21 protein-coding genes are annotated in these 23074 nt (G+C 61.8%); 10 read left to right on the plus strand and 11 right to left on the minus strand.

The window, feature by feature from the left end; genetic code table 11:
- Positions 1–31: 31 nt before the first annotated feature.
- The 7 genes from M1E02_RS08880 (at position 32) to metE (ending at position 7966) form a co-directional block, all read left to right on the plus strand.
- A complete protein-coding gene (locus M1E02_RS08880) occupies positions 32–871 on the plus strand; it encodes a DUF58 domain-containing protein (protein ID WP_479378110.1) in 840 nt (279 codons plus the stop codon).
- Positions 861–1325 (plus strand): hypothetical protein, encoded by a 465-nt coding sequence (locus M1E02_RS08885; RefSeq protein ID WP_479377680.1) that lies wholly within the window; start codon positions 861–863, stop codon positions 1323–1325. Before M1E02_RS08880 ends, M1E02_RS08885 begins: the two co-directional genes overlap by 11 nt.
- Positions 1316–2347, plus strand: coding sequence for a vWA domain-containing protein (locus M1E02_RS08890; protein WP_479377681.1), 1032 nt, complete (start codon positions 1316–1318; stop codon positions 2345–2347). The genes M1E02_RS08885 and M1E02_RS08890 overlap by 10 nt, the downstream gene beginning before the upstream one ends.
- A complete protein-coding gene (locus tag M1E02_RS08895; RefSeq protein ID WP_479377682.1) occupies positions 2329–3375 on the plus strand; it encodes a vWA domain-containing protein in 1047 nt (348 codons plus the stop codon). Before M1E02_RS08890 ends, M1E02_RS08895 begins: the two co-directional genes overlap by 19 nt.
- A complete protein-coding gene (locus M1E02_RS08900; protein ID WP_479377683.1) occupies positions 3365–4105 on the plus strand; it encodes a hypothetical protein in 741 nt (246 codons plus the stop codon). The genes M1E02_RS08895 and M1E02_RS08900 overlap by 11 nt, the downstream gene beginning before the upstream one ends.
- A gap of 420 nt (positions 4106–4525) precedes the next feature.
- The gene (locus M1E02_RS08905; RefSeq protein WP_479377684.1) at positions 4526–5494 is read left to right on the plus strand and encodes a methylenetetrahydrofolate reductase; all 969 of its coding nucleotides are present in this window, start codon (positions 4526–4528) and stop codon (positions 5492–5494) included.
- A gap of 129 nt (positions 5495–5623) precedes the next feature.
- On the plus strand, positions 5624–7966 hold the full coding sequence (metE, locus tag M1E02_RS08910) for a 5-methyltetrahydropteroyltriglutamate--homocysteine S-methyltransferase (RefSeq protein WP_479377685.1): 2343 nt from the start codon (positions 5624–5626) through the stop codon (positions 7964–7966).
- Positions 7967–8045: 79 nt separating this feature from the next.
- Here the strand turns inward: metE and M1E02_RS08915 are convergent, their stop codons facing one another.
- The 11 genes from M1E02_RS08915 to M1E02_RS08965 form a co-directional block, all read right to left on the minus strand.
- The gene (locus M1E02_RS08915) at positions 8046–8552 is read right to left on the minus strand and encodes a DUF2004 domain-containing protein (protein ID WP_479377686.1); all 507 of its coding nucleotides are present in this window, start codon (positions 8550–8552) and stop codon (positions 8046–8048) included.
- A gap of 46 nt (positions 8553–8598) precedes the next feature.
- On the minus strand, positions 8599–9516 hold the full coding sequence (locus M1E02_RS08920; protein ID WP_479377687.1) for a LysR family transcriptional regulator: 918 nt from the start codon (positions 9514–9516) through the stop codon (positions 8599–8601).
- 186 nt (positions 9517–9702) lie between these two features.
- The gene (locus tag M1E02_RS08925; protein WP_479377688.1) at positions 9703–11262 is read right to left on the minus strand and encodes an FGGY-family carbohydrate kinase; all 1560 of its coding nucleotides are present in this window, start codon (positions 11260–11262) and stop codon (positions 9703–9705) included.
- Between the two features lie 9 nt (positions 11263–11271).
- Positions 11272–12906 carry a fucose isomerase gene (locus tag M1E02_RS08930; RefSeq protein ID WP_479377689.1) on the minus strand — a complete coding sequence of 545 codons (1635 nt, stop codon included), beginning with the start codon at positions 12904–12906 and terminating at the stop codon, positions 11272–11274.
- A gap of 43 nt (positions 12907–12949) precedes the next feature.
- The gene (locus M1E02_RS08935; RefSeq protein WP_479377690.1) at positions 12950–13828 is read right to left on the minus strand and encodes a dihydrodipicolinate synthase family protein; all 879 of its coding nucleotides are present in this window, start codon (positions 13826–13828) and stop codon (positions 12950–12952) included.
- Positions 13825–14964, minus strand: a complete 1140-nt coding sequence (locus M1E02_RS08940; RefSeq protein ID WP_479377691.1) for a sialidase family protein — start codon at positions 14962–14964, stop codon at positions 13825–13827. The genes M1E02_RS08935 and M1E02_RS08940 overlap by 4 nt, the downstream gene beginning before the upstream one ends.
- Positions 14961–16517, minus strand: a complete 1557-nt coding sequence (locus M1E02_RS08945) for a tripartite tricarboxylate transporter permease (protein ID WP_479377692.1) — start codon at positions 16515–16517, stop codon at positions 14961–14963. The genes M1E02_RS08940 and M1E02_RS08945 overlap by 4 nt, the downstream gene beginning before the upstream one ends.
- Complete coding sequence (locus M1E02_RS08950) at positions 16514–17092, minus strand: tripartite tricarboxylate transporter TctB family protein (RefSeq protein ID WP_479377693.1); 579 nt, start codon at positions 17090–17092, stop codon at positions 16514–16516. Before M1E02_RS08950 ends, M1E02_RS08945 begins: the two co-directional genes overlap by 4 nt.
- 2 nt (positions 17093–17094) lie before the next feature.
- Positions 17095–18066 carry a tripartite tricarboxylate transporter substrate binding protein gene (locus tag M1E02_RS08955; protein WP_479377694.1) on the minus strand — a complete coding sequence of 324 codons (972 nt, stop codon included), beginning with the start codon at positions 18064–18066 and terminating at the stop codon, positions 17095–17097.
- 57 nt (positions 18067–18123) lie between these two features.
- Positions 18124–18819: a GntR family transcriptional regulator gene (locus tag M1E02_RS08960; protein WP_479377695.1), complete on the minus strand. Its 696-nt coding sequence runs from the start codon at positions 18817–18819 to the stop codon at positions 18124–18126.
- A gap of 188 nt (positions 18820–19007) precedes the next feature.
- Positions 19008–19565, minus strand: a complete 558-nt coding sequence (locus M1E02_RS08965) for a dihydrofolate reductase family protein (protein WP_479377696.1) — start codon at positions 19563–19565, stop codon at positions 19008–19010.
- Positions 19566–20020: 455 nt separating this feature from the next.
- Here M1E02_RS08965 and nrdH point away from each other — a divergent pair, with 455 nt between their 5' ends.
- The 3 genes from nrdH (at position 20021) to nrdE (ending at position 22963) form a co-directional block, all read left to right on the plus strand.
- Positions 20021–20266: a glutaredoxin-like protein NrdH gene (gene nrdH, locus M1E02_RS08970; RefSeq protein WP_247045862.1), complete on the plus strand. Its 246-nt coding sequence runs from the start codon at positions 20021–20023 to the stop codon at positions 20264–20266.
- A gap of 76 nt (positions 20267–20342) precedes the next feature.
- A complete protein-coding gene (gene nrdI, locus M1E02_RS08975; protein WP_479377697.1) occupies positions 20343–20816 on the plus strand; it encodes a class Ib ribonucleoside-diphosphate reductase assembly flavoprotein NrdI in 474 nt (157 codons plus the stop codon).
- 26 nt (positions 20817–20842) lie between these two features.
- Positions 20843–22963: a class 1b ribonucleoside-diphosphate reductase subunit alpha gene (gene nrdE / locus M1E02_RS08980; protein ID WP_309105492.1), complete on the plus strand. Its 2121-nt coding sequence runs from the start codon at positions 20843–20845 to the stop codon at positions 22961–22963.
- Positions 22964–23074: the final 111 nt, after the last annotated feature.

The raw sequence follows: 23074 nt of genomic DNA on the forward strand, positions 1-23074 counted from the left end.
GACCAGCCTGGTGCAGCGGGTGAAATCGAAGATGTCCATCTTCGCCCATCGCAAAGCCCGTGGAATGCTTGACGGCGAGTACGGTTCTGTCTTCAAGGGCCGCAGTCTGGACTTCGAGGACCTCCGGGCCTATGTTCCCGGTGATGAAGTCCGCGATATCGATTGGAAGGCGTCTGCCCGCCACGGATCTCCCCTTGTCCGCCGCTACGTGGCCGTCCGGCGCCAGACGCTGCTGCTGGTGACTGATACAGGCCGCAATATGGCGGCGACGTCGGCTGACGGTGAAGACAAGAAGGATATCGCCGTGATGGCCCTCGGGATTCTGGGCTACCTTGCCCTCCGCCACCGCGACGTCGTCGGCCTCGTCGCAGGAGATTCGACCGGTTCACGGTCGCTGCCCGCCAAAGGGGGAGAGGCGCATCTGGAACGGCTTCTACGTGAGGTGCATACCCGCGTGGGGCTTTCAGCTCCTCCCAGTGAGCTCCGCATCCAGCTCGAACATGTGGCCCGAAACTATCGGCAGCGGATGCTGCTGTTCGTCGTTGCGGACGAGTTTCCCCCGGATGCAGGACTGGAAGCTCTGTTGCGCCGGCTCCGGGCGCAGCACGAGATACTGTGGCTGACCGTACGTGACGCAAACCTGGGCGAGCCGGGGGAGCAGTTCGACGTCGCCGATGCGCGCGTACTCATGAGCCGGTTGACTGGGTCTGAAGCAGTCAGCCGTGCCTACAGACTGGCGGTTGCGGAGCGGACCGCCGCACGCGCTGGAATGTTCCGGCGACTGGGGATTGCTGAAGTGTCCGCCGGAAGCAGCCACGAGGTTGTTCCCGCGATTTTCTCCTTGCTGGAACGGCACCGCCATGGACGGTAAGGCGGAGTTCTATGGGCCGATGCTGTACAGTCCGTGGCTGCTGTGGTTCGGGTTGGGCCTGATAGTTCTGGTGGCAGGGTGGTTCCTGTTCGTGTTCGTCAGCACCAGGAGTCCGCGCCTCCAGACGGTGCGTTACGCACCGGCGTCGGACCTGAACGCATTGCAGCAGGAATTTCTGGCAGGCATCAACAAAGTGGCCGCCGACGCAAACTCGGGCCGCTTGCCTGCACGCCAGGCCCATCAGGAACTCAGTCTCCTCGTCCGGATGTTTGTGCAGCGAGCCTCGGGCGTCGCCGCTCCCCGGATGACGCTTGCGGAGTTGCAGGAGAACGGCCCGCCCGCCCTGGTCACAGCCATAGCGCGGATCTACCCTGGCGAGTTCGCTGCGCATCCGCAGGAATCACCGGCCGCTGCCGCGGAGACGGCCAGGGAAGTGGTCCGCTCATGGAGCTGACTTTCTGGTGGGTTCTCCCCGCAGCGCTGGCGATGGCTGGGGCCGCTTTCTGGTGGGGACTGAGGCGGTACAAGCACGGGAATGCCCGACGGCGTCCGGTGGCCCATGGCGATCGGCTCACCGCCCTGCCTGAGTACCAGGCGGCCGTCCGGCGGTATCGGCGTTGGGTCCTGGTCATGGCGGTGGCGGCGGGGTTGCTGGTCACGTCATGTGCTGTGGCAGCGGCCCGGCCGGCCGAGCGCAGCAACGTCCGGCCTGAACAGCAAAACCGGGACATCGTCCTCTGCCTCGATGCCTCCGGTTCCATGAGCAGCGCCGACTCCGCAATAGTGGAGACCTTCGGCCGGCTCGCTCAGGAGTTCGACGGCGAGCGCATAGGACTGACCATTTTCGACAGCACCGCCGTCCAGGTCTTCCCCCTGACGGATGACTACGAGTACGTCGCCGAACAACTCAAGGAAGCACGACGGGCGTTTGATGGGGAGTCAGAGGCCTCAGGCTTCCTCGACGGAACCTGGGGCGGTGAGGGATCATCACTCATCGGAGATGGGCTGGCGTCCTGCGTGCGGAGCTTCCCCAAGACAGACGGTCAACCGGGGGCTGAGCAAGAGGAACCACCGCAAGAGGGGAATCCACAGCGGCGGTCACGGTCCATCATTCTGGCCACCGACAACTACCTGTCTGGAAACCCCATCTTCACCCTCGTCGAAGCGGGTGCATTGGCCCAGGAAAGCGGCGTGCGAATCTATGCGTTGAATCCTGGCGACTACGATTTCGGCAGCGATCCCGGGCAGCCGGGAGCCCAGCTGCGGTCTGTCGCCGAGAAGACCAACGGCGGCTACTACGCTCTGGACGATCCTGAAGCCGTGGCAGGCATCATCCACAGTGTGCAGGCCACGGAGGCTTCCAGGTTTCAAGGTTCCCCACGGGCCGTGGTTGCGGACCGCGCGGAGATCCCGCTGGCCATTGCGCTGCTGTCCGGCCTGGTCCTCGCAGGGGCGTCATGGCGGCTGAAGCCATGACGTTCAACCCGATTGTGCCTTGGTGGATGCTGGGCTTGGCCTTAGCAGCCTCCATGGTGCTGGTTCTCCGGATGCTCCTGAAGGGGAGCGTTGGCGCAGTGAACCTTGGCCGAGGCATAACCGGCAGGGCACATGTCAGGGACTGGCTGTTCCGTGGCGGCCTTGTACTCCTGCTGGTTCTCGCAGCGCTTCGCCCGGGATTGCCTGGCGGACACTTGACTGCCGCAGCCTCCGACCTGAATGTCTTTTTTGTCGTGGACACCACCAGCAGCATGGTGGCGGAGGACTTCGGGAGTTCGAAGCCCAGGATGCAGGGAGTCAAGGCGGACATCTTGTCCATTGCCGGGGAGCTCTCCGGGGCCCGCTATTCAGTCATCACTTTCGACTCATCGGCCGCAGTACGGATGCCATTGACTGTTGACGCGTCGGCGTTGGAAACAGTCGTTTCCATCCTGGGTCCGCAGATCACGAACTACTCGACCGGAAGCAGCGTCACCATGGCGGGGAAGGCTCTGCAGGCCAGACTTCAGGCGGCCAAAGAAAGCCATCCCGAGAGGCCCCGGATTGTTTATTACCTCGGTGACGGCGAACAGACCAGTGCCGAGCGGCCGGCACCCTTGGGAGTAGAAGGCTCCCTTGTGGACGGCGGGGCGGTGTTGGGATACGGCACGCGGGAGGGCGGGAAAATGCGCGAAAACACGGGTTCGGGCGACGCCGGCGAATCGGACTACATCAAGGACCGGACGGGCGGCGAAACCCGTGATGCCATCTCCAAAATTGATGAGGACCGGTTAAAGGAAATTGCGGGCCAGCTTGGAATCCCGTACGTGCACCGTACCGCAGACGCGTCCACGGCGCCGATGATGCAGGACGCGCGTCCCGGCAACCTCGACCGTACTGACCAGGACCTTGACGGCCGGACCGAGTTGTATTGGATCCCGGCGCTCGCAGCACTCCTGCTCGCCCTGCGCGAGGGCATTTTGATCATGGGGCAACTGAGGATGTTGAGGCCGCTCCGTGACGGATAGGAATTCCTGCCCCGAGGATGTCAAACGGCTGAGGCGGCGTCGCAAGCTGCTGTGGTGGTCGGTGGTTCCTGTCCTCCTTGTGCTGCTTACCACGGCAAAAGTTTTCAGCCTCGGAGTCCTGGGAAACAGTGCAGCGGAGGGTTTTCAGCGGGGGGACCCTGCGGCCGTGGGGTCCGCTGCTTCAGCATTGGCCTTCGCCAACATTTTCGAGCCGCACAAGGCGCTCTTTGCCGCCGGGGACGCTTTCGTGCTCAAAGAGGACTATGCAGGTGCACGCGTCAGATTCGAGGAAGCATTGGCAGCAGCTCCGGAGTCCGACGATTGCAGGATCAGAGTGAACCTTGTGCTGACCATCGAGGCGCTGGGCGACTCGGCGCTGGCGTCGGCCGGCAGCTCCGAGGCTGCGCGGCTCTATGCGGAAGGGCTCGCTGTGATTAAGGAAGCACCACCGGCATGTTTCCCTGAGTCCCAGAGTGCTCGGGGCAGCGAAGGCGAGAAGCTCAATCGTGCTGACGCTCGCCTGAAGGAGAAATCAGGGCAGGGCTCCCAGAAGCAGCCGGAGCAAAGCGATGGAGCTGACGGGCAGCCCCAGCCTTCGAATGAGGCCAGGCAGAGCCAGCTCCAGAAGCTTGAGCAAAGCGCCAAGAAGTCCCAGCAGGATCGCAACACCGGCCAGCAACGTGACGAATACCTCGACAGCGACGGCGCCGGTACGGACCGGCCATGGTGAGGTGGCTCGCCCCGCAGTCAGCGTAAAGGCGTTCGTCTGGGCCAACGCCCCTTCCCGGTCGAAGATTCTTCTGCTTCCGGCACCAACCGACCGTAAAACTGCGTCTTAATTCGGAGGCCAACTTGAAGCCGTGCTGCGGGGACCATAGAGTTCTATACAAGTTACCGAGGTAACGTGTCAGCGATCCTCCGCAGTGCCCGTCGCAAATGCGTCGTGTGAGGAGGGTGTGGGTGCCCCCATGTGGGCCTGACATTTGCTCACGGAGAACTTCCTTCCAGGCGTAACAGTCGCGGCTGCGTCCTGCGGAAGTCTTTTCGTGTTCCCCAAACTCCATTCATTGACGGCACTGCCGTACTGGTAAAGGGCTTCCAGCCACAAGACCGGACGAACGTATCACCAATGTCAAAGCCAAGGACGCAAATGTCACCACCAAGCCTTATTGACGCACATTCGAATCTTTCCGACACCGCTCCGGTGGCGCTCTCTTACGAGCTCTTCCCGCCCCGGTCGCCTGCCGCGGCCGAATCCCTGTGGACCACCATCGGAGAACTGGAGTCCACGGACCCCGACTACGTCTCCGTGACCTACGGGGCCAGCGGCTCTAACCGGGACACCGCCGTCGAACTGATCAATCGGCTCATACTCGAAACCACGCTCCGGCCGTTGGCGCACCTGACCTGCGTGGGCAATACGCCCGAGGAACTTGCCGGGATCATCGGTGAACTGCTCGATGTCGGCGTCCGCGGCATCCTTGCCCTGCGGGGAGACGAGCCCAAGGACGGTGCAGCGCCGGCCAGCGGTTCCCTCCGTTACGCCCAGGATCTCATCGAACTGATCCGCCGCGTGGAGCAGCGCCGTTCTGCCCTGCTCTGTGCGGGCAAGGTGGCTGTTGGCGTCGCTGCCTACCCCACCCGGCACCCTGAATCGCCGAATGAGGCCCACGACGTCGAGGTGCTGCTGGCCAAGCAGCGCTCAGGGGCCGATTTCGCTATTACCCAGGTGTTCTTCCACTCTGAGCAGTACGCGGACCTGATGACCAGGGCACGCCGCGCCGGTGTCACCATCCCCATCATCCCCGGCGTTATGCCGCTGACGAGCCTTCGCCGGGTCACGCGGCTCGGCGAGCTTGCGGGTGTCGCACCGGATCCGCGGCTGATGGAACGCCTCGCGTCGGCGGACAACGACATCGAGCGTCGGCGGATTGGTGTGGCTGCCACAGTGGACCTCGCCAATGCTGCCCTGGACGCCGGTGCTCCTGGCATCCACCTGTACACCTTCAACGAGCATGCGTGTGCCCTTGATGTCCTGGACAAGCTGGCCTTGCCCCGCCCGGCCCGTCCGGCCAGCCGACTCAATGCGATCGCCCGCCGGCAGGTTCTTGCCAGCTGAATACCCGCTCGAAGTGCCGGATGAACGCTGGCACCTGACGGATTAACACCTCTCTGCTGACGGGTGAACACCCGTCCGCTTCTTCATACCCTCCAAGAATTTCACCCACACACTTCAAGGAATCCTCACATGACTGAAAAGACTGCCACCGCAGCCACAGCCTTCCCGTCCGCCTCGATCCTTGGCTACCCGCGCATCGGCCGTCGCCGTGAGCTGAAGAAGGCCATTGAAGCCTACTGGGCCGGCAAAATCGACGCCGCAGCCCTCGACGCCGCAGCCAAGGAGATCCAGCTCGGCACGGCCAAGCGGCTGCAGGCCCTGGGGCTGACCGAGGCTGCCGCCGTTCCGGGCACCTTCTCCTACTACGACCAGGTGCTCGACGCCGCTGCCCACCTGGGTGCAGTACCGGCACGATTCGGTCAGCTTCTCAACGCCGACGGCCAGCTGGACATCGACGGCTACTTCACCCTTGCCCGCGGCAACAAGGAGCAGCAGCCGCTGGAAATGACCAAGTGGTTCGACACCAACTACCACTACCTCGTGCCGGAAATCGGCCCGGAGACCAACTTCGCGCTGACCTCGAACCGCATCGTTGAAGAGTTCGAGTACGCCCTGGCCAACGGCGTGGAGACCCGCCCCTACATCGTGGGCCCGGTCACCTTCCTGCTGCTCAGCAAGGCTTCCGACGACGCCCCGGCCGGCTTCAGCCCGCTGTCACGCCTCGAGGACATCCTGCCGGTCTACACAGCGTTGCTGGAGAAGCTGGCTGCTGCCGGCGCCAGCTGGATCCAGGTTGACGAGCCGTCCCTGGTAGTTGACCAGGACACCTCCGCCGAGGAGATCCAGGCCGCCGTCGCCCGCTCCTACGAGGTCCTTTCCGCCGCAGCCAGCCGCCCGCAGCTGTTCGTCTCCACCCCGTACGGTGCCCTCAACGGCCAGCTCGGAACCCTTGCTGCAACAAACATCGACGCACTGCACATCGACGTCTTCAAGGGCGCTGTTCCGTCTGCCGCGGCGCTTGCTGCCCTGGGTAACAAGACCCTCGTTGCCGGCGTCGTGGACGGCCACAACATCTGGCGGAATGACCTCCAGGCCTCAGCAGACAAGATCGCCGAGCTGAAGAAGTCCGTAGCCAAGCTGGCCATCAGCACCTCCACTTCCACCCAGCACGTCCCGCACGACGTCGAGGAAGAGGCGCAGCTGTCCGGGCAGCTCCGCAGCTGGCTGGCATTCGCGGACCAGAAGGCAGTTGAGGTTGTTACCCTCGCCGGCCTGCTGACCGACGCCGCTGCTGTTCAGCCCGCCATCGATGAAGCCACCCGCATCAATGCTTCCCGTGCCGAGGCTGAAGGCGTGCGCCGCGCTGACGTCCGTGCCCGCACAGCAGCCCTGACTGCGGCTGACTTCAACCGCTCCGAGTACTCGGTCCGTGAAGCAGCCCAGGAAGAGGCCCTGCACCTGCCGCCGCTGCCCACCACCACCATCGGTTCGTTCCCGCAGACCTCCGAAATCCGGTCCGCCCGCGCCCGCAACAACAAGGGCGACCTCACCAACGAGCAGTACGAGCAGCTCATGAAGGATGAGATCAAGCGCGTTGTCGAACTCCAGGAAGAGCTCGGCTACGACGTACTGGTTCACGGCGAGCCCGAGCGTAACGACATGGTCCAGTACTTCGCTGAGAACCTCGAAGGCTTCGACGTCACCGTCCACGGCTGGGTCCAGTCCTACGGCTCACGCTGCACCCGTCCGTCCATCCTGTGGGGCGATGTCACCCGCAGCGCCCCCATCACGGTGGAATGGGCCAAGTACGCGCAGTCCCTGACCAGCAAGCCCATGAAGGGCATGCTCACCGGTCCGGTCACCATCCTGGCCTGGTCCTTCGTCCGCGATGACCAGCCCCTGGGAGAGACCGCCAACCAGGTTGGCCTGGCACTGCGCGATGAAATCGCCGACCTCGAAGCCGCCGGCATCAAGGTCATCCAGGTAGACGAACCCGCCCTTCGGGAGCTCCTGCCACTGCGGAAAGCAGATCAGGCCGCTTACCTTGACTGGTCAGTGAACTCGTTCCGCCTCTCCACTGCCGGCGCATCGGATGCAACGCAGATCCACACCCACCTGTGCTACTCGGAGTTCGGCGCCATCATCGACGCCATCGATGGCCTGGACGCGGACGTCACTTCCATCGAGGCTGCCCGCTCCCGCATGGAAGTGGTTCATGACCTCGAGTCCCACGGCTTCGGCCGCGGCGTTGGCCCGGGCGTCTATGACATCCACTCGCCCCGCGTTCCGGGCCAGCAGGAAGTCACTGAACTGCTGAGCACCGCTGTCAAGCACGTCCCGTCGCGCCAGCTCTGGGTCAACCCGGACTGTGGCCTGAAGACCCGCGGCTACGCTGAGACTGAAGAGTCCCTGCGCAACCTGGTTGAGGCTACCAAGACGGTTCGCGCCGAACTGCTGGAAACCGCCAAGTAGTAACTGACTAATTACGCCGCCGGCCGGTCCCCTCGCAAGGTGACCGGCCGGCGTCGTACTTTAACGTGACTGGTTGAGGTCAGGACTCCCAGACGATCTCATCGTCCACTACGCCGTCTTCATCCGCCGAGGCAACCAGGACTTCATCAGTGAAGTGCTGGCCAAGGGTGAAATCGAGGACGAAATACCGCTCGGGCTGTCCGGGATAAATACCCACATGGCCCAGTTTCAGCGCCTTGAGGAAAACGGCGTTGGTGAGCTCGCTCTTATCCGAGACGCCGAACACTTTCTGGAGGTGCTCTTCTTTGATGGCGTTGCTGTGGAACCGGAGGTACTCCTGGGGGCTGGTTCCCTCTTGCTCGAGTTCGATGGCGATCATGTCGCGCACTTCGTCTACGAGTTCGGGAAGGAAGCGCAGCCGGTAGTCCACCTTGTGCATGGCAGCTTCGTCGAAATGGTCGTGTGCGTTGATGTTCAGGTCCAGCTCAAGGGTCTGACCGGCCAGCTCGTGTCTGGCCGCGATGTTGTGATCCCGGCCGTGATTGAGTTCAATCTCACCAAAGTGCTGGCTCGCTACCTTGTTCATGAGTTCAACATAGCCCCCAAAAGCACCGTATTTCCAGCATCCGGGATTATTTCCCCTTCGAGCCCAGATTGCTGAGCGTCTCAGCCAGAAGATCGACGAACAGCTGGACGCGGGCGGTTTTCTTTTCGTTGAACAAAAGAGCAAAGACGTTCCGGGCCAGCCGGATTTCAGGGACATCCAGCACGACGACGCCAGGCGGTTGGCGCAGGAGGGCGAGCTCCGGAACCAGGGCCGCACCGAGTCCTGCAGCGGCCATCTCCAGGCTGGCATGGAAATCGTCGCTGTAGGCCACAACCCGCGGATGCAGGTTGCAGCTGGCGAACAGCCGCTCGATGACGGTGGCATCGCTGGTTCCCGGGTGATGAACGATCCAAGGCATTTCAGACAGGTGGTCGGCGGCCATTTTCGCGTCCGTGCGGATTCCCCAGGCGGCAGGGAGCACAACCCTGAAGTTGTCGTCACCGATCCACTGGCGGTTTAACGTATGGGGCCAAGCCAGCCCGGACTGACCCACCTGATAGACGAGGGCAAGATCCAGCTCGCCGCCGGTCCGCAGTCCCTGGATGGTCTGCGACGGTTCTGCCACGGAGACGCGGAGATCGATGCCGAGGTCTTTCCAGGCCGGCTTCTCGAGGATCTTGGGGAGAACGTAGGTGGCCAGGCTGGGGAAGATGCCAAGCCTCAGTTCCTGGCTCGTGACATCGTGCGTCCTGGTTGCTGCTGCCATGAGGGCTTCAATGTCGGTCAGCACCTTGGAGGCATGCCTGGTCATCACCACCGCGGCCTCGGTAGGCAGGATGCTCTTGGCCGAACGGTGGAACAGATCCACTCCCGTGTCCCGCTCCAGGGCCGACATCTGTTGTGAAACGGCCGACGCCGTGTAGCCCAGGCGGGTTGCTGCCGCCGCAAAGGATCCCAGCCGGACCACTTCGACCAGGGTGCGGAGGTGGACGGGGTTGACCATCAGAAATCCTTTCCTTGGCCACTGTCTTGCAACAGCTTTGCTGATGCATCGGCCCGTCTGAACATCCTAGTTCAAAGACGGGCCGAGTCAGCTCAGAGCAGGCCCGATGCGCATCGGATCGTCGTCGAATTGATGGAGCCGACAACGGCCACGGTTCCCTTTGACGTCGTCATCGCTCGTTTTCCCCTAGTGCTGCTTGCTTGGCTGATGGGCATGCTCTCCGGGACTGCGTGACTGCCCTTGTTGGCGCTGCGCCAGGCGGTGCTGTAGCTCACGGGTCGCTGGATACAGCTCAAGGTACAGGGCATAGAGCTCTTCGTAGTTCTCCCGGACGGCCGGCTGCGGGTACACGATGTGGGACGGTGGGTTCCACTCGGCGATCGTAACCTCCTGCCCAGCCTCGCCGCCGCCTGTGGCAGCCTGCCCTGTGACCGCCTGGGCGGCGAGGAAGGCTGCACCATAACTCGCACCGATGGTTTTTGTCGGTACTACCTGCTCGCGCCCGGTGACATCGGAAACAATCTGGGTCCAGAGCCCGCCCTGGGTGCCACCGCCGACAGCTATCAGGCGGTCAATTGACGCCCCGGCCTGCTCCATTCTGTCGATGTTGTGGCGTACGCCCATGGCTGTAGCCTCCAGCGCTGCCCGGTAGAGATCGCCGCGGCCGTGGGAGAGGGTCAATCCGGCCACAACCCCGCGCGCCTCGGGATCGGCGATGGGCGTCCGCTCACCCGCAAAGTAGGGCAGCATAAGTAAACCCTTCGCCCCAGGTCCGGACTCTTCTGCTTCGGCAAGCAGTTGGGGGTAATCCACGGCGCCGAAGAGTTCTTTCAGCCAGCTGGTGATAGCACCCGACGTCGCCATCCCGCCGGCAAGGGACCGGGTCCCCTCGTAGGCGCCCACGGTGCCCCACAGCTCCGGGACCGAGATGCGATTGGCCGTGGTGTGGACGAGGAACATGGTGGTGCCGTACATCAGCATGAGGTCACCCGGTTTCTGCGCCCCTACACTGACCGATTCCGTCCAGGCATCGATGGTGCCGGTGATAACGGGGATTCCCTGCGGCAGCCCGGTCTCCGCCGCCGCCTCCGCTGTGATGCGTCCGGCTGTGTCTGAGGGCCACCGCAACGGCGGCAGGGCCAGGAGCGGCGCAATTTCCTGCACCCACGGCTGGTACCAGTCGAGTGCAACGGCATCGTAAAGCGGGGTGCATTGGCTGGCTGAGTGATGATCAAGCACATATTCGCCGGTCAACTGGTAAGCCAGCCAGGAAGCCGGCATGAACAGCATCCGCGCGTCTCCGGCAACCTCCGGCTCATGTTCTTCGATCCAGGCAATTTTCGGGCCCACCGCCTGTGTGGACAGCACCGAACCGCACCTGTCCAGGATGCTGTGGGCTCCGCCGAGTCGTTCCGTCAGCTCAGCGATCTGGGCGGTTGCCCGTGTATCCACCCCATAGAGAATCGCAGGACGCAGTGGAGTGCCGGCGGCGTCGGCCAGAAGGACGCAGGGTCCCATTCCGCTGACGCCGACGGCGGTAACGGTATCCCCAGAGGTGACGAGGCTGCGGGCGATCGCCGCGAACTCCTCCCACCACACGCGTCCATCCATCTCCACCCAGCCAGGCTGCGGCCGGTCGACGCGGTGCTCAAGGGTTTCACTGCGCAGCACATTGCCGGCAAGGTCAACCAGTACGCCTTTGCTGCTGGAGGTGCCGATATCGACGCCGAGTATTACGTCCGCCATGACGGATCCTTAAAGGTTTACGTCGCCGCAAAGGTGCACGTGGACGCCCAGGTCCTGGAAGAGTGCGGCCTTGGCCACCAGGGCCTTGTCTGCCGTCTCGGCGTCCGGTGCATAAACGACCTGCACGTGGTTGGCTTTGTGCCGCGCCATGAGCTGATCGCGCGAGACGCCATGCAGCACGGCGTGCATGATGGGCCACTCCTTGTTGGTGGCATTAAGCCGGCGCTGGGTTTCCTCGTCGGGCAGCTCAATGGCGTGGCCCCGGCCAAGGTCCACGTGGAGTGCACCGTCCATGATGAAAACCCGGGACCAGACAATCTCACCGGGTTTCGAGGTTCCGGACAGAGTGGAACCGCCCCTGGGGAAAAACATAGCGGGTTGCCTGAGGCCGTGGGATTTGTCATAGCCGCCGTTGTGGGAGGCAGGGACTGAACCGGAAATCTCGAAGACCCACACGAATTCGCCGTCGTATTCCTCTCCCCAGCGGATGTCATGAAGAGTCGTCGCAGGATCCAGGCCCATGGCCGTCCAGACCCGGTTGGTGACCAGCGCATCTACCGCCACACCTTCGTCCACTTCGTTGAAGTGAGGTAGCGCCGCGCCCTCGTACAGTTCACGGGATCCATCCCGGGATAGCACTGGCGGGCGGGAAACGTTGTTCAGCAGCCCTTCCACCAGGTCCGAGGCCGGGGTCATGTCCTTGAGGCCCTGCTGGTACTGGATGCCGATAGCGTCTACCCCGAAGTCGTCGGCAATCCTCACTGCAGCGATGTACATCTTTAGCTGTTCATGTACCTGGGCTTCGGTGAGTTCAGTGGCGTCGTCAGTGCCGAAATGGAAGGTGAATCCTGCATTATCCAGCCATCTACGGACCTTCTGAGCCTCATCATCGGAAACGTTCCGCATTTCGGCTACCAGCCCGGACTGCGAAAGGCGCTCCTTGTAGATGCCCAGCGGATTCAGCAGCTCGTCGTCGATGATCGCGTTGTACATGCCCATGCAGCCTTCATCGAACACGCCAATGATGGCCTTTTCCTGCAGCAGCTGCTGTGCCAGTGCCTGGCCCAACTGCACTTCGTCCGTGTCCGGCAGTCCTTCCAGGTCGCGAACATGGCCGATATCATGCCGGATAGTGCCTGTCTCGAGCCATTCGCCCACTTTTTCCGTTGCCCACTCGTCTGTGAAGTCCTTGCTCCACAGCGACGAGTAAGGCACCCCCGCCTTGGTTAGTGAAGCAGTCAGGTTAAGCAGACCCACCAGGCCCGGGAAATCGCCGGCCCAGTTTGCCACAATCAAGATGGGGCCCTGGTGCGCGCGAAGCCCAGCCAACACATGATGGCTGTACTGCCACACGGCATCCACCACCACCAGCGGAGCCGTGGCGGGAACGTTACGGAAAACCCCCAGCCCGGCGCGCTGGCTGTCAATGAAACCGTGGCCCTTCTCGGGATCTACATCATGTGCCCTCCGGACTTGGAACCCGAAACGTTCGACGGCGGCGGTAAAGTCAGCTTCCAGCTTCTGTTGGGTGGGCCAGCCGGCCGTATTGGCGCTGAGGCGGAGATCGCCGCTGGCCACGGTGTAAACCGTTTTTTCCTGGAGGGCCGGCAGCTGGAGCTGCTCGGGGAATGCGTAAGTGGTCACGGAAATCTCCTCGGGTTTAGAAGGGTTTGGGCGCTCGCAGGGGTTAGGAATTGAGGGAAGCGGCCCGATGAAGTTCTGTGCGCAATGAGTCGTCGATGGCCGGCATCGGCATGCGAGAGGCCCATTCGCCGTCGACGTTCACCGAGACTGCTTCTTTCAGGCGGATGATGGACGGCCCTGCCAGGCGGACCAGTTCCACGACTGTCTTCTGTAGGGATTGTGCTTCGTCGCTGATTCCCTCACCCTTCTGCGGCGAGGCGTCAAGCGCCGCGGCCAGGCGGGCGAAGGTTTCCGGGAATGCCGCCGAGACGCCGGAAACTACTCCGATCCCGCCGTGCTCGAGAACCTGCGGCAGCGTGGAATCGTCTCCGGAATACACTTCCTGGCCTGGGCTGAGTTCAGCCGAATAGGCCACAAGGTCCAGAGAGGCAGCACCGGAAAGCTTTACGCCGCGGACCCCCGGCAGTGCCATGATGTCCCGGAACGCGTCAGTGGAGACAGTGATACCCGTGCGCTCGGGGAAGAGGTAGACGTAGTGATCGATCCCCGGCAGGGAAGCGGTCACGCCCCGGAAGAACTCCACGACGGCTGCGTCATCTGCAGGCAGATAGTAGGGGTTGAGGGTGGCCATCCGGGTGATGCCCAGTGCAGCGGTGGCCTTGCCCAGCCGGACGACTTGCCGGAGGCTGGGGTGCCCGATGTGGGCGATCACGCGTTCGGTTCCAAGGACCAGGCAAGCGCGACGGAAGGCTTCGAGCCGTTCGTCGTCGTCGAGAGCCGGGAACTCGCCTGTGGTTCCGGCAACCAGGGCTCCATGTACATATGGGGAAACGCGTTGCAGCAGGGCGTCGTAGCTGTCCCACTCGATGATGCCTTCGTCAGTGAAGGGAAGGGGGAGGGCGCTGATGATCTGCGCGGTCATGAGAAAGCCTCTCGGTGTGGTTCAGAATCTTGCTGTTCTGGGTTGGTTAGTAAGTTGAGGGGTATGGTCGCGCAGGCGATGGCTCTGCGCTGCCAGGTGTAGGTGATGATCAGATCGTCGCCGAGTATCACGGCGGCCGGGTAGGAGTATTCCCCGGTACCGTCGGTACGTACCCCTTCGTCCCTGGGCTGGAAACCGGTGGCGGACTCCGCGGGAAGGCTCGGTTCGAAGCCGTCCAAGGGGGTGCGGCCATCCTCGACGACGACGGCTTCCTCCCAGTTACGCCCATCCTCGGAGACGGAGACAGCGAGTGGGCACCGCGAGCCCCAGTTTGCAGTGGTGGGGTTGTGGACGCAGGCCAAGGAGCCGTCGGGCAGCTGGGTGAGAGTGAGGCCGCTGTTGTTGTTGGGGAGTGTGCTGGGTTCTGCGAACGAGAAGGTCCGGCCGCCGTCGTCCGAGAAGGAGACGTAGGCATGCCCCTCTGTGGACCGCATGAGCGCGCCCACCGAGCTGCCGTTGGACCAGAGCGCGGGCTGGATGATGCCTGCACCTCGTAGACCCTTGCGGGGGAGTGGTATCCGGGAGGACTCCCACGTGGAGCCGCCGTCGGTGGAGCGGTCAACGAAACTCTCCCATACAGCCCCGGATGGGTGCCATTCTTCGATGGACCCCGGCGCCAGCCAACCCCCGTCCTCTGTTTGGATGGGAGGGTTCTTAACCGGGCCACGGCCACCGCTATCACCGGGAACAAGTTCGCGAGCCTCGCTCCACGTGATGCCCTCATCGGTGCTTGTGCACACCCAGGTGCTCCAGGACGAGATGCGGTCCCCGCGCTTGTGGAAGAGCCAGACCTCGCCGTTGGGTGCGTGGGCAAGAACTGGATTCCAATGGGCAACGGGGGTGCTTCCTGCGACGATGCGCGGGATGCTCCAGATGCCATCCGAGTCGCGCCTGGAGCTCCAGATCCGGTTGTCGGCGGTGCCCTCTTCGGTTCCAGCGAACCAGGCACACAAAAGCTGGTCTCCCAGGCTGAGCACAGTGGAGGCATGGCACTGGTGCCACATCCGCCCGAATGCATGGTGGGGGGAAGCCACCCACTCGCGCGTGACCCCGGGTGTGATGGTGGCAGAATTCATTTCTTCTCCGTCACCTGACCGGCTGCTTCACGCCGGGTCCGCTCTGCGAGCTGTTCTTCAAGGGAGGCGGCACCTCCCGTGCCCTGGCGCGCACTGCGAAACTTGCCAATGATGGGCAGAGCCAACGAGACCGTAGCCAGCAACAGCAGCACAAAGGAAATGGGATGGGTGACCAGGATCTCAGGACCATCTATCAGAAGTGCCCGGCGCAGGTTGGACTCGGCGAGCGGTCCAAGGAGCAGCCCAAGTACGACGGGGCCGGCGGGGAACCCCGTCCGCTTCATGATCAGGCCAACGATGCCGGCTATGAGCATGACGATCACCGTGTACATGTTGTTGGTCACCGTGTAGGTGCCTACGAGGCAGAAAATCAGGATGGCCGACCAGATGTAGTGGTTCGGCAAATCCATAAGCCGGACCATCCCACGCATGCGCACAAGGCTCACCACCAGCGAGACCACTGTTGCGATGATCATGATCGCCGCGATCGAAACCACGAGTTCGGGACTGTTGCTGAAGAGCTGTGGGCCGGGTTGGAGGCCCCAGATGACCATCGACCCGATCATCACTGCCATCACGGAATCGCCGGGGATACCCAACGCCATGGTGGTGGTGAGGGATCCTCCCAACGTGCCGCTGGAAGCGCTGTCTGCCGCGGTGATGCCTTCGATGGAGCCTTTGCCGAACTTGTCCTTTTCTTTCGAGATTGCGCGCGCCCTGTCCCATCCGATCAGGCCGGCGATGTCCCCGCCAGCGGCGGGCACGACCCCTACGAATACTCCTATTCCCGTGCCCAGCGCCATCGGCTTGCCCATCTGCTTGTACTCAGCTTTGTTGGGCCACCACCTTCCCAAGGAGGAAATGGGCTTGATCTTGTGCTCGTGGTGCGTAAGGAGCTGGTCAAAAAGTTCAGCAATACCGAAAAGACCGATGATGATGGCGATGAAGTCCAAGCCCCCGGCAAGGTCATTGATACCGAAAGTGAATCGCCGGTCCCCGGTGATAGGGTCCCGGCCCACGGCGCCGAGCACCAGGCCAACAATGCCGGCGAGCAGCCCTTTAACGATGGATTTCGAGGAGATAGACACCATGATGGTCAAACCGAAGACCACGAGGGCAAACATTTCAGCCGGACCAAAGTTCAAGGCGACCGCGGCCACAGGTTGCGCCGCCACGATGAAGACAACGATCGAAACGAGGATGGCGATGGTTGAGGCAATCGACGAGATGACCAGAGCCAATCCCGCACGGCCGTCTTTCGCCATTGGATAGCCGTCAAAGGTTGTGGCTATGGCTGCCGGAGTTCCGGGGGTGTTGACCAGGATTGATGGGACGCGGTCCCCGTAATTGGCTCCGACATAGATGCTGAGGAGTACCGCAAGACCTTGCACGGGTTCCAGGGTCAGAGTGAATCCGGATGCCAGGGCGACGGCCATCGATCCGGTGACACCTGGGAAAACTCCCACGAGTGTTCCCACCGCGAGTCCGATGATCAAACACAGCAGGGTGACGGGATCCGTGACGGCGCTGAGTCCGGCTTCCAAGGCGTTCATAGCGGAACCTTCAGGAGTAGGTTGAACAGGGCGTAGATCAGGGCCGCCATCACAATGGGGTAGATGAGCAGCGCACGGAATCCCCGTCCGCCGCCGATGGCAGTCACCACGGCAATGAAGACCGGTGCGGTAAAGACGAAGCCGAGAAGCGGCCATGCCGCGAGGAACGCGATGGTGGCAACAACTGTGAGGAGCAGCCGCAGCCAACCTGGCCGGGTGGAGGCTTCGAGATCGGATCGCGATTGAGGCGGACGGAGAACGGCTGTTAGCAACAGGAGGATAGAGAGCCCAAGACCCAGCCCGCCCAACAACTGCGGCCAGGAGCGCGGCGTCATCCCTGGCTGCTCAATCCGAAGCTCGATGGCCCCGCCCAGCAGATAAACCGCTGCTGTAAGTGCGACGGCGGCAGCCGCAATAGCGATTTCGAGCCACTTTGACGGGCTGGCTGAGGCAGAAGCAAACGGTGCTTCTGCCTCCTCGGCGCCTGGAGCTGCGCTCATACCAGCCGCCTCGACGTCGTTAGGCGTCGTCGTCTCCGCCTTGCGGTCCCGTCGATTGAGGGGACTGGCGTTCATGATCAGCTCTTCTTAAGGAGCTTGCCGAAGCGCTCGTACTCGCTGTCGATGAAGGACGTGAAGTCCTCAGGCGACTTGTAGACGGGCAGAGCCCCACCCTTGGAGATCGTGTTGATGAAACCCTCAGATTTGGCCGACTTCTCAATGGCACTGGCCAAGCGATCGCGCACCTCGTCGGGGAGGCCCTTGGGAGCGTAGACGCCGCCCCAGCCGCCGAATTCAAGGTCGTAACCGAGTTCCTTCGCGGTGGGAACGTCCTTGATCAGCGGGTGGCGCTCGTTGTGGAGGACAGCGAGAGCACGGATCTGGCCGGCATTGTGTGCAGCCTGTGATTCAGAGGTCCCACCTACTGCCCCGTCCACTTGTTTGCCGATGACAGCTGCGACGGCAGGCGCACCGCCGTCGAACGGCACAGGAACTATCTGGGCGCCGGTGGCCTCGGCGATACCCAGCTCTGCTGCCTCCCAAATGGAACCGGGTCCTGAGTTTGCCATATTCAGGGGCTCGTTCTTCCCGGCAGCCACCAGGTCGTCCATTGTTTTAATCGGGCTGTCCACCGGTACGGAGACGACACCGGGGGCGAGCATGATCTGTCCGAGGAAGTCATAATTCGCGGGCTCGACGTCGAAGCCCTGATGGCCGAGCATGGAAATTTCCACCGGGACGAAGCCGATGGTGTAACCGTCAGGTTTAGCGTCGGCAACGTACTGCATAGCCGTAGAACCCGAGGCGCCGGGACGGTTTTCCACGATCACGGAGACGCCCAGGTCCTTCTCAAGTTCGGCGGCGAGGGCGCGGGAGGCGAGGTCGGAACCGCCACCAGCCGCAGCCTGGACAATGAAGGTGATGTCCTTTTCCGGATAGTTATCCGCAGCGGGAGCGCCACCGGTTCCACCACCTCCCTGGCATGCTGTGAGCGCAAAGGCAGCCGCGGAAAAAACGCTGGCCACTGTGAGACTGCGAGACTTTTTCATGATCCAACTTCCTTGTTGTTGCAGTGCGGGTGGTGCTTGGCTCGGAGAGCCGGTGTTTCAGGACTCGTTGTGGAGTCGGCTGAAGGCCTTGGTGAGGCGGCCGCGGGAACCCTGCAAATGGAGTCGAAGCATATCTACAGCCTTTTGCAGCTCGCCCTCGCGTAGCGTTGTGTAGAGATCGAGGTGGTCCTGATAGATGGGTTCAAGGTCGCGCTCTTCAGCATTGGTGAGCTGAAGCATCACCGAGAACGTGGGTTCGTATTGCTTCCACATACTCTCCAATCGCTTGGTGCCGCCGACTGTGTAAAACGCCGAGTGGAAGCTGAGGTCGGCCCGTGCGAATCCAAGAGAGTCCTTCGCCTGTGCACGGTCCTTCATGGCCTCCAGGCTCTGCAGCACTGGCCCCCAATCGGCATCCTCGGATTTTCCGTAGGCCAGTTCTATAGCTTTGACTTCGAGAAGCTCCCGCAGCTCGTAGAGCTCCTCAACATCGGAGGCACGAAGGCCTACCGCAAAGACACCCCGCCGCCGGCTTTCAACCAGCCCCTCCGCCTCGAGCTGACGGAAGGCATCGCGGATGGGACCTCGACTGACGCCGAAGCTGGCAGATACTTGCGACTCAACCAAATGAGTTCCGGGCGGGATTTCGCTGGCCACGATTGCATGGCGCAATTGCGAAACCACTTGGGCACCTAGGCCTTCTGCCTGAGATATGGGGCGTTCCCCGTTGGTAAATAGCAGGCTCGTCATCATTGACTACTTCCTCGACCGCTCTTGCTTGACGGCCGGTTTACGGTTAACCGTTTACTGTTAACCAAGGTAAAACGTGACACAGAGCACGTCAAGGGGTTTCGGTAAGGGGGAATGGAGCACGAAAAGTTGGGGAACGAAGAATTTTGGCTGGGTGGATTCATCGCCCGAAAATCAAAAAGCCGTTGTTTTCACGGCCTGTTGCGGTACCTGAGATAGACCACGCCGCTGGCGAAGCGGCGCTCCTCCAGTAGTTCGATCCGGAGGCGGACGTCGTCGGGCAGGAACTGCTTGCCCCCTCCGACGATCATCGAGGTGACGTACACGCTATACTCATCCACCAGCCCTGCCCTGATGGCATGGGAAGCAAGATCCGGGCCGGCAATGCCGATGTCCCTGTCGGCCGTTTCCTTCAGTTGTCGGATTGCCCCGGGGTCGAAGCTCCGCTCGATTCTGGTCCTGGTGCTGGATATAGCGTCGAGCGTCTTGGAGTAGACCACCTTATCTGCCTCCTTCCAGATCCGGGCGAACTCCGTTATGGCGGGGGGCTCGTCGTCGAGTGGAAGAGTCTCCCACCAGACCATCACTTCATACATCCGGCGCCCCAGAAGGAACGTGCCAATCAGCCTTTCATGCTCGTTAATGAACGTGTGGACTTCATCGTCCGGCGCGCTCCAGTCGAAGTTGCCCTCGCGGTCCGCGATGTAGCCGTCCAGGGACGTGATCCCGGTGTAGATCAATTTCGCCATGGACACTCGGCCTTCCCTATCCGTTGCGGGCTGGTGCGGTTGGTTCGAACCTAGGTCAGGGCAATCAGCGGCGTCCAGATGCTGCGCCGGAAGGGCCCGCGACACGCCGTCCACCAAGCGACACGCTGAGGTTTAAATGTGGCTAAGTACTCCACAGGGTGTGGATTAAGTCCGCCAAAACATGAGAAATCCGGACATTTTGAAGGACCTTGCCTGTGGATTAACGGTGCATTAAATGACATACTTGTAATACATCATGTTGGGGTTCCACGGAGGAACGTGCACTACATGTAGTATCGACTTACTGATTGATCGGGGAATCAGCGAAGACAACAAACTGGTTCAGTGTGGCTCAGGCAGCTTGAACCAGGGGCAGTAACGGACAAGGAAACCCAGTTCCGGTTGCGGCCTACGGATAACGAAGAGCTAAGAGTTCAACAAAGGGGACAGGGACCATGACCGTTACGGTTTACACGAAACCGGCCTGTGTTCAGTGCAACGCGACTTACCGCGCGCTGGACAAGAAGGGCATCACATACCAGAGCGTCGACATCTCGCAGGATGCGGATGCCCTCGAGCGCCTGAAGGCCCTCGGCTACATGCAGGCACCAGTTGTGGTCACCGACCAGGATCACTGGTCCGGCTTCCGTCCGGACAAGATCGAGGAACTGGCCATGCTGGCCACTTCCTCCGTCGCATAGGCACGGGCTCAAACCCCGCTCGCTGCGGCACCCAGACAGCCGCAGCATATGAACAAGCACAGGTGAGGTGACTCCCATGGCAGCACTGGCGGTGGCCGATGCTCCGCTTGGGGCTCAGGCCATCAACACCACGCACAGCGCACTGATCTATTTTTCCTCATCGTCGGAAAACACCAAGCGCTTCGTCGACAAGCTTGGACGGGATTCGGCGCGGATTCCGCTCTATGCGAGCGAGAGCCCGCTGGTCGCTACTGAGCCTTTTGTGCTGGTGCTGCCTACATACGGCGGGACCGGGGGAGAGGGCTCGGTTCCCAAGCAGGTCATCCGTTTCCTCAATAATCCGCAGAACAGGAAGCTGATCCGCGGGGTCATTGGCGCCGGAAACACGAATTTCGGGGACAACTACTGCATGGCCGGCGACATCGTCGCCGCCAAATGCAAGGTCCCGCACCTCTATCGATTTGAACTTATGGGGACGCCAGACGACGTCCGCCTGGTCAACCAAGGATTGGACAAGTTTTGGACACGACTGTCGCAGATACAGAAGTAACCGCCGTCGCCCCCGCTAAGAAGGCGCTGCCGGCTGCCTACAAGGGCCTTGGTTATCACGAACTGAACGCGATGCTGAACCTCTACGGTCCCAACGGAGAGATCCAGTTCGAGGCGGACCGTGAAGCGGCGCACCAGTACTTCCTGCAGCACGTGAACAACAACACGGTCTTCTTCCATGACCTCGAGGAGAAGCTCGACTACCTGGTGAAGAACCAGTACTACGAGCGCGAAACCCTCGACCAGTACACGATGAACTTCATCCGCGAGCTCTACAAGCGGGCATACCAGAAGAAGTTCCGCTTTGAGACCTTCCTCGGCGCGTTCAAGTTCTACACCTCCTACACGCTGAAGACCTTTGACGGCAAGCGTTTCCTGGAGCGGTACGAGGACCGCGTGTGCATGGTGGCCCTGCACCTTGCCCGCGGCGACGAGCAGCTTGCCCTCCAGATGGTGGACGAGATCATTGAGGGGCGCTTCCAGCCCGCGACTCCTACCTTCCTGAACGCCGGCAAGCGCCAGCGCGGCGAGCTGGTGTCCTGCTTCCTGCTGCGTATCGAAGACAACATGGAATCGATCGGCCGCTCCATCAACTCGGCCCTGCAGCTGTCCAAGCGCGGCGGCGGTGTGGCCTTCGCGCTGACCAACATCCGCGAAGTGGGCGCGCCCATCAAGCAGATCGAGAACCAGTCCTCCGGCGTCATCCCCGTGATGAAGCTTCTCGAGGACAGCTTCTCCTACGCCAACCAGCTCGGTGCCCGCCAGGGTGCCGGAGCCGTTTACCTGCATGCCCACCACCCGGATATTTACCGGTTCCTGGACACCAAGCGGGAGAACGCTGACGAGAAGATCCGCATCAAGACCCTCTCACTCGGCGTCGTGATTCCGGACATCACCTTTGAGCTGGCAAAGAAGGACGAGGACATGTACCTGTTCTCGCCGTACGACGTCGAACGCGTCTACGGGATGCCGTTCTCTGACGTCTCGGTCACCGAGAAGTACTACGAGATGGTGGACGATTCCCGCATCAAGAAGACCAAGATCAAGGCGCGCGAGTTCTTCCAGACCCTCGCCGAGATCCAGTTCGAATCCGGCTACCCGTACATCATGTTCGAGGACACCGTGAACCGGGCCAACCCGATCGACGGCAAGATCATCATGTCCAACCTGTGCTCGGAGATCCTCCAGGTTTCCCAGCCCACTACGTACAACGATGACCTCTCCTACGCGGAAACCGGCAAGGACATCTCCTGCAACCTGGGCTCGCTGAACATCGCGAAGACCATGGATTCACCGGACTTCGGCCTGACCATTGAGACGGCCATCCGCTCCCTCTCAGCGGTCTCGGACATGTCCAACATCACCTCGGTGCCCTCCATCGCCAAGGGTAACGACCAGTCGCACGCCATCGGCCTGGGCCAGATGAACCTGCACGGCTACCTTGCGCGTGAGCGGGTCCACTACGGCTCCGAAGAGGGCCTGGACTTCACCAACATCTACTTCTACTCGGTGGTGTACCACGCTGTCCGCGCCTCCAATAAGCTGGCCATCCAGACCGGCCAGACCTTCGGCGGCTTCGAGAAGTCCAAGTACGCGACCGGCGAGTACTTTGACAAGTACACCGAGCAGGAATGGGTTCCGAAGACGGAGAAGGTCAAGGAGCTCTTCAAGAACGTCCACATTCCCACCCAGGATGACTGGCGTGAGCTGAAGGCTTCTGTCATGGAGCATGGCATCTACAACCAGAACCTGCAGGCTGTTCCGCCGACGGGCTCCATCAGCTACATCAACAACTCCACCTCCTCGATCCACCCGGTGGCGTCCAAGATCGAAATCCGCAAAGAAGGCAAGCTGGGCCGCGTGTACTACCCGGCGCCTTACCTCACCAACGACAACCTGGAGTACTACCAGGACGCTTATGAGATCGGCTACGAGAAGGTCATCGACACCTATGCCGCGGCTACGCAGCACGTGGACCAGGGCCTGAGCCTGACGCTGTTCTTCAAGGACACCGCCACCACGCGTGACATCAACAAGGCGCAGATCTACGCGTGGCGCAAGGGCATCAAGACCATCTACTACATCCGTCTCCGCCAGCTCGCGCTGGAGGGCACGGAGGTGGAAAATTGTGTTTCTTGCATGCTGTAACCGAAATCGGTTGATTACGACGGCGGGCCACCGCCCGCCGTCGTAAACCAAACTTAAAAGCTTGAGGAGCCATGCTCTAACATGACTCCTCAATTTGTCCCGGTGACGAGA

This window comes from Arthrobacter sp. Z5-13 (assembly GCF_056499105.1).

Bases quoted from the DNA above. Each gene is read 5' to 3' on its own strand.
- M1E02_RS08880 (WP_479378110.1), top strand. From the start codon at position 32: ATGTCCATCTTCGCCCATCGCAAAGCCCGTGGAATGCTTGACGGCGAG.
- M1E02_RS08885 (WP_479377680.1), top strand. From the start codon at position 861: ATGGACGGTAAGGCGGAGTTCTATGGGCCGATGCTGTACAGTCCGTGG.
- M1E02_RS08890 (WP_479377681.1), top strand. From the start codon at position 1,316: ATGGAGCTGACTTTCTGGTGGGTTCTCCCCGCAGCGCTGGCGATGGCT.
- M1E02_RS08895 (WP_479377682.1), top strand. From the start codon at position 2,329: ATGGCGGCTGAAGCCATGACGTTCAACCCGATTGTGCCTTGGTGGATG.
- M1E02_RS08905 (WP_479377684.1), top strand. From the start codon at position 4,526: ATGTCACCACCAAGCCTTATTGACGCACATTCGAATCTTTCCGACACC.
- metE (WP_479377685.1), top strand. From the start codon at position 5,624: ATGACTGAAAAGACTGCCACCGCAGCCACAGCCTTCCCGTCCGCCTCG.
- M1E02_RS08915 (WP_479377686.1), bottom strand. From the start codon at position 8,552: ATGAACAAGGTAGCGAGCCAGCACTTTGGTGAGATTGAACTCAATCAC.
- M1E02_RS08920 (WP_479377687.1), bottom strand. From the start codon at position 9,516: ATGGTCAACCCCGTCCACCTCCGCACCCTGGTCGAAGTGGTCCGGCTG.
- M1E02_RS08925 (WP_479377688.1), bottom strand. From the start codon at position 11,262: ATGGCGGACGTAATACTCGGCGTCGATATCGGCACCTCCAGCAGCAAA.
- M1E02_RS08935 (WP_479377690.1), bottom strand. From the start codon at position 13,828: ATGACCGCGCAGATCATCAGCGCCCTCCCCCTTCCCTTCACTGACGAA.
- M1E02_RS08940 (WP_479377691.1), bottom strand. From the start codon at position 14,964: ATGAATTCTGCCACCATCACACCCGGGGTCACGCGCGAGTGGGTGGCT.
- M1E02_RS08945 (WP_479377692.1), bottom strand. From the start codon at position 16,517: ATGAACGCCTTGGAAGCCGGACTCAGCGCCGTCACGGATCCCGTCACC.
- M1E02_RS08950 (WP_479377693.1), bottom strand. From the start codon at position 17,092: ATGAACGCCAGTCCCCTCAATCGACGGGACCGCAAGGCGGAGACGACG.
- M1E02_RS08955 (WP_479377694.1), bottom strand. From the start codon at position 18,066: ATGAAAAAGTCTCGCAGTCTCACAGTGGCCAGCGTTTTTTCCGCGGCT.
- M1E02_RS08960 (WP_479377695.1), bottom strand. From the start codon at position 18,819: ATGATGACGAGCCTGCTATTTACCAACGGGGAACGCCCCATATCTCAG.
- M1E02_RS08965 (WP_479377696.1), bottom strand. From the start codon at position 19,565: ATGGCGAAATTGATCTACACCGGGATCACGTCCCTGGACGGCTACATC.
- nrdH (WP_247045862.1), top strand. From the start codon at position 20,021: ATGACCGTTACGGTTTACACGAAACCGGCCTGTGTTCAGTGCAACGCG.
- nrdI (WP_479377697.1), top strand. From the start codon at position 20,343: ATGGCAGCACTGGCGGTGGCCGATGCTCCGCTTGGGGCTCAGGCCATC.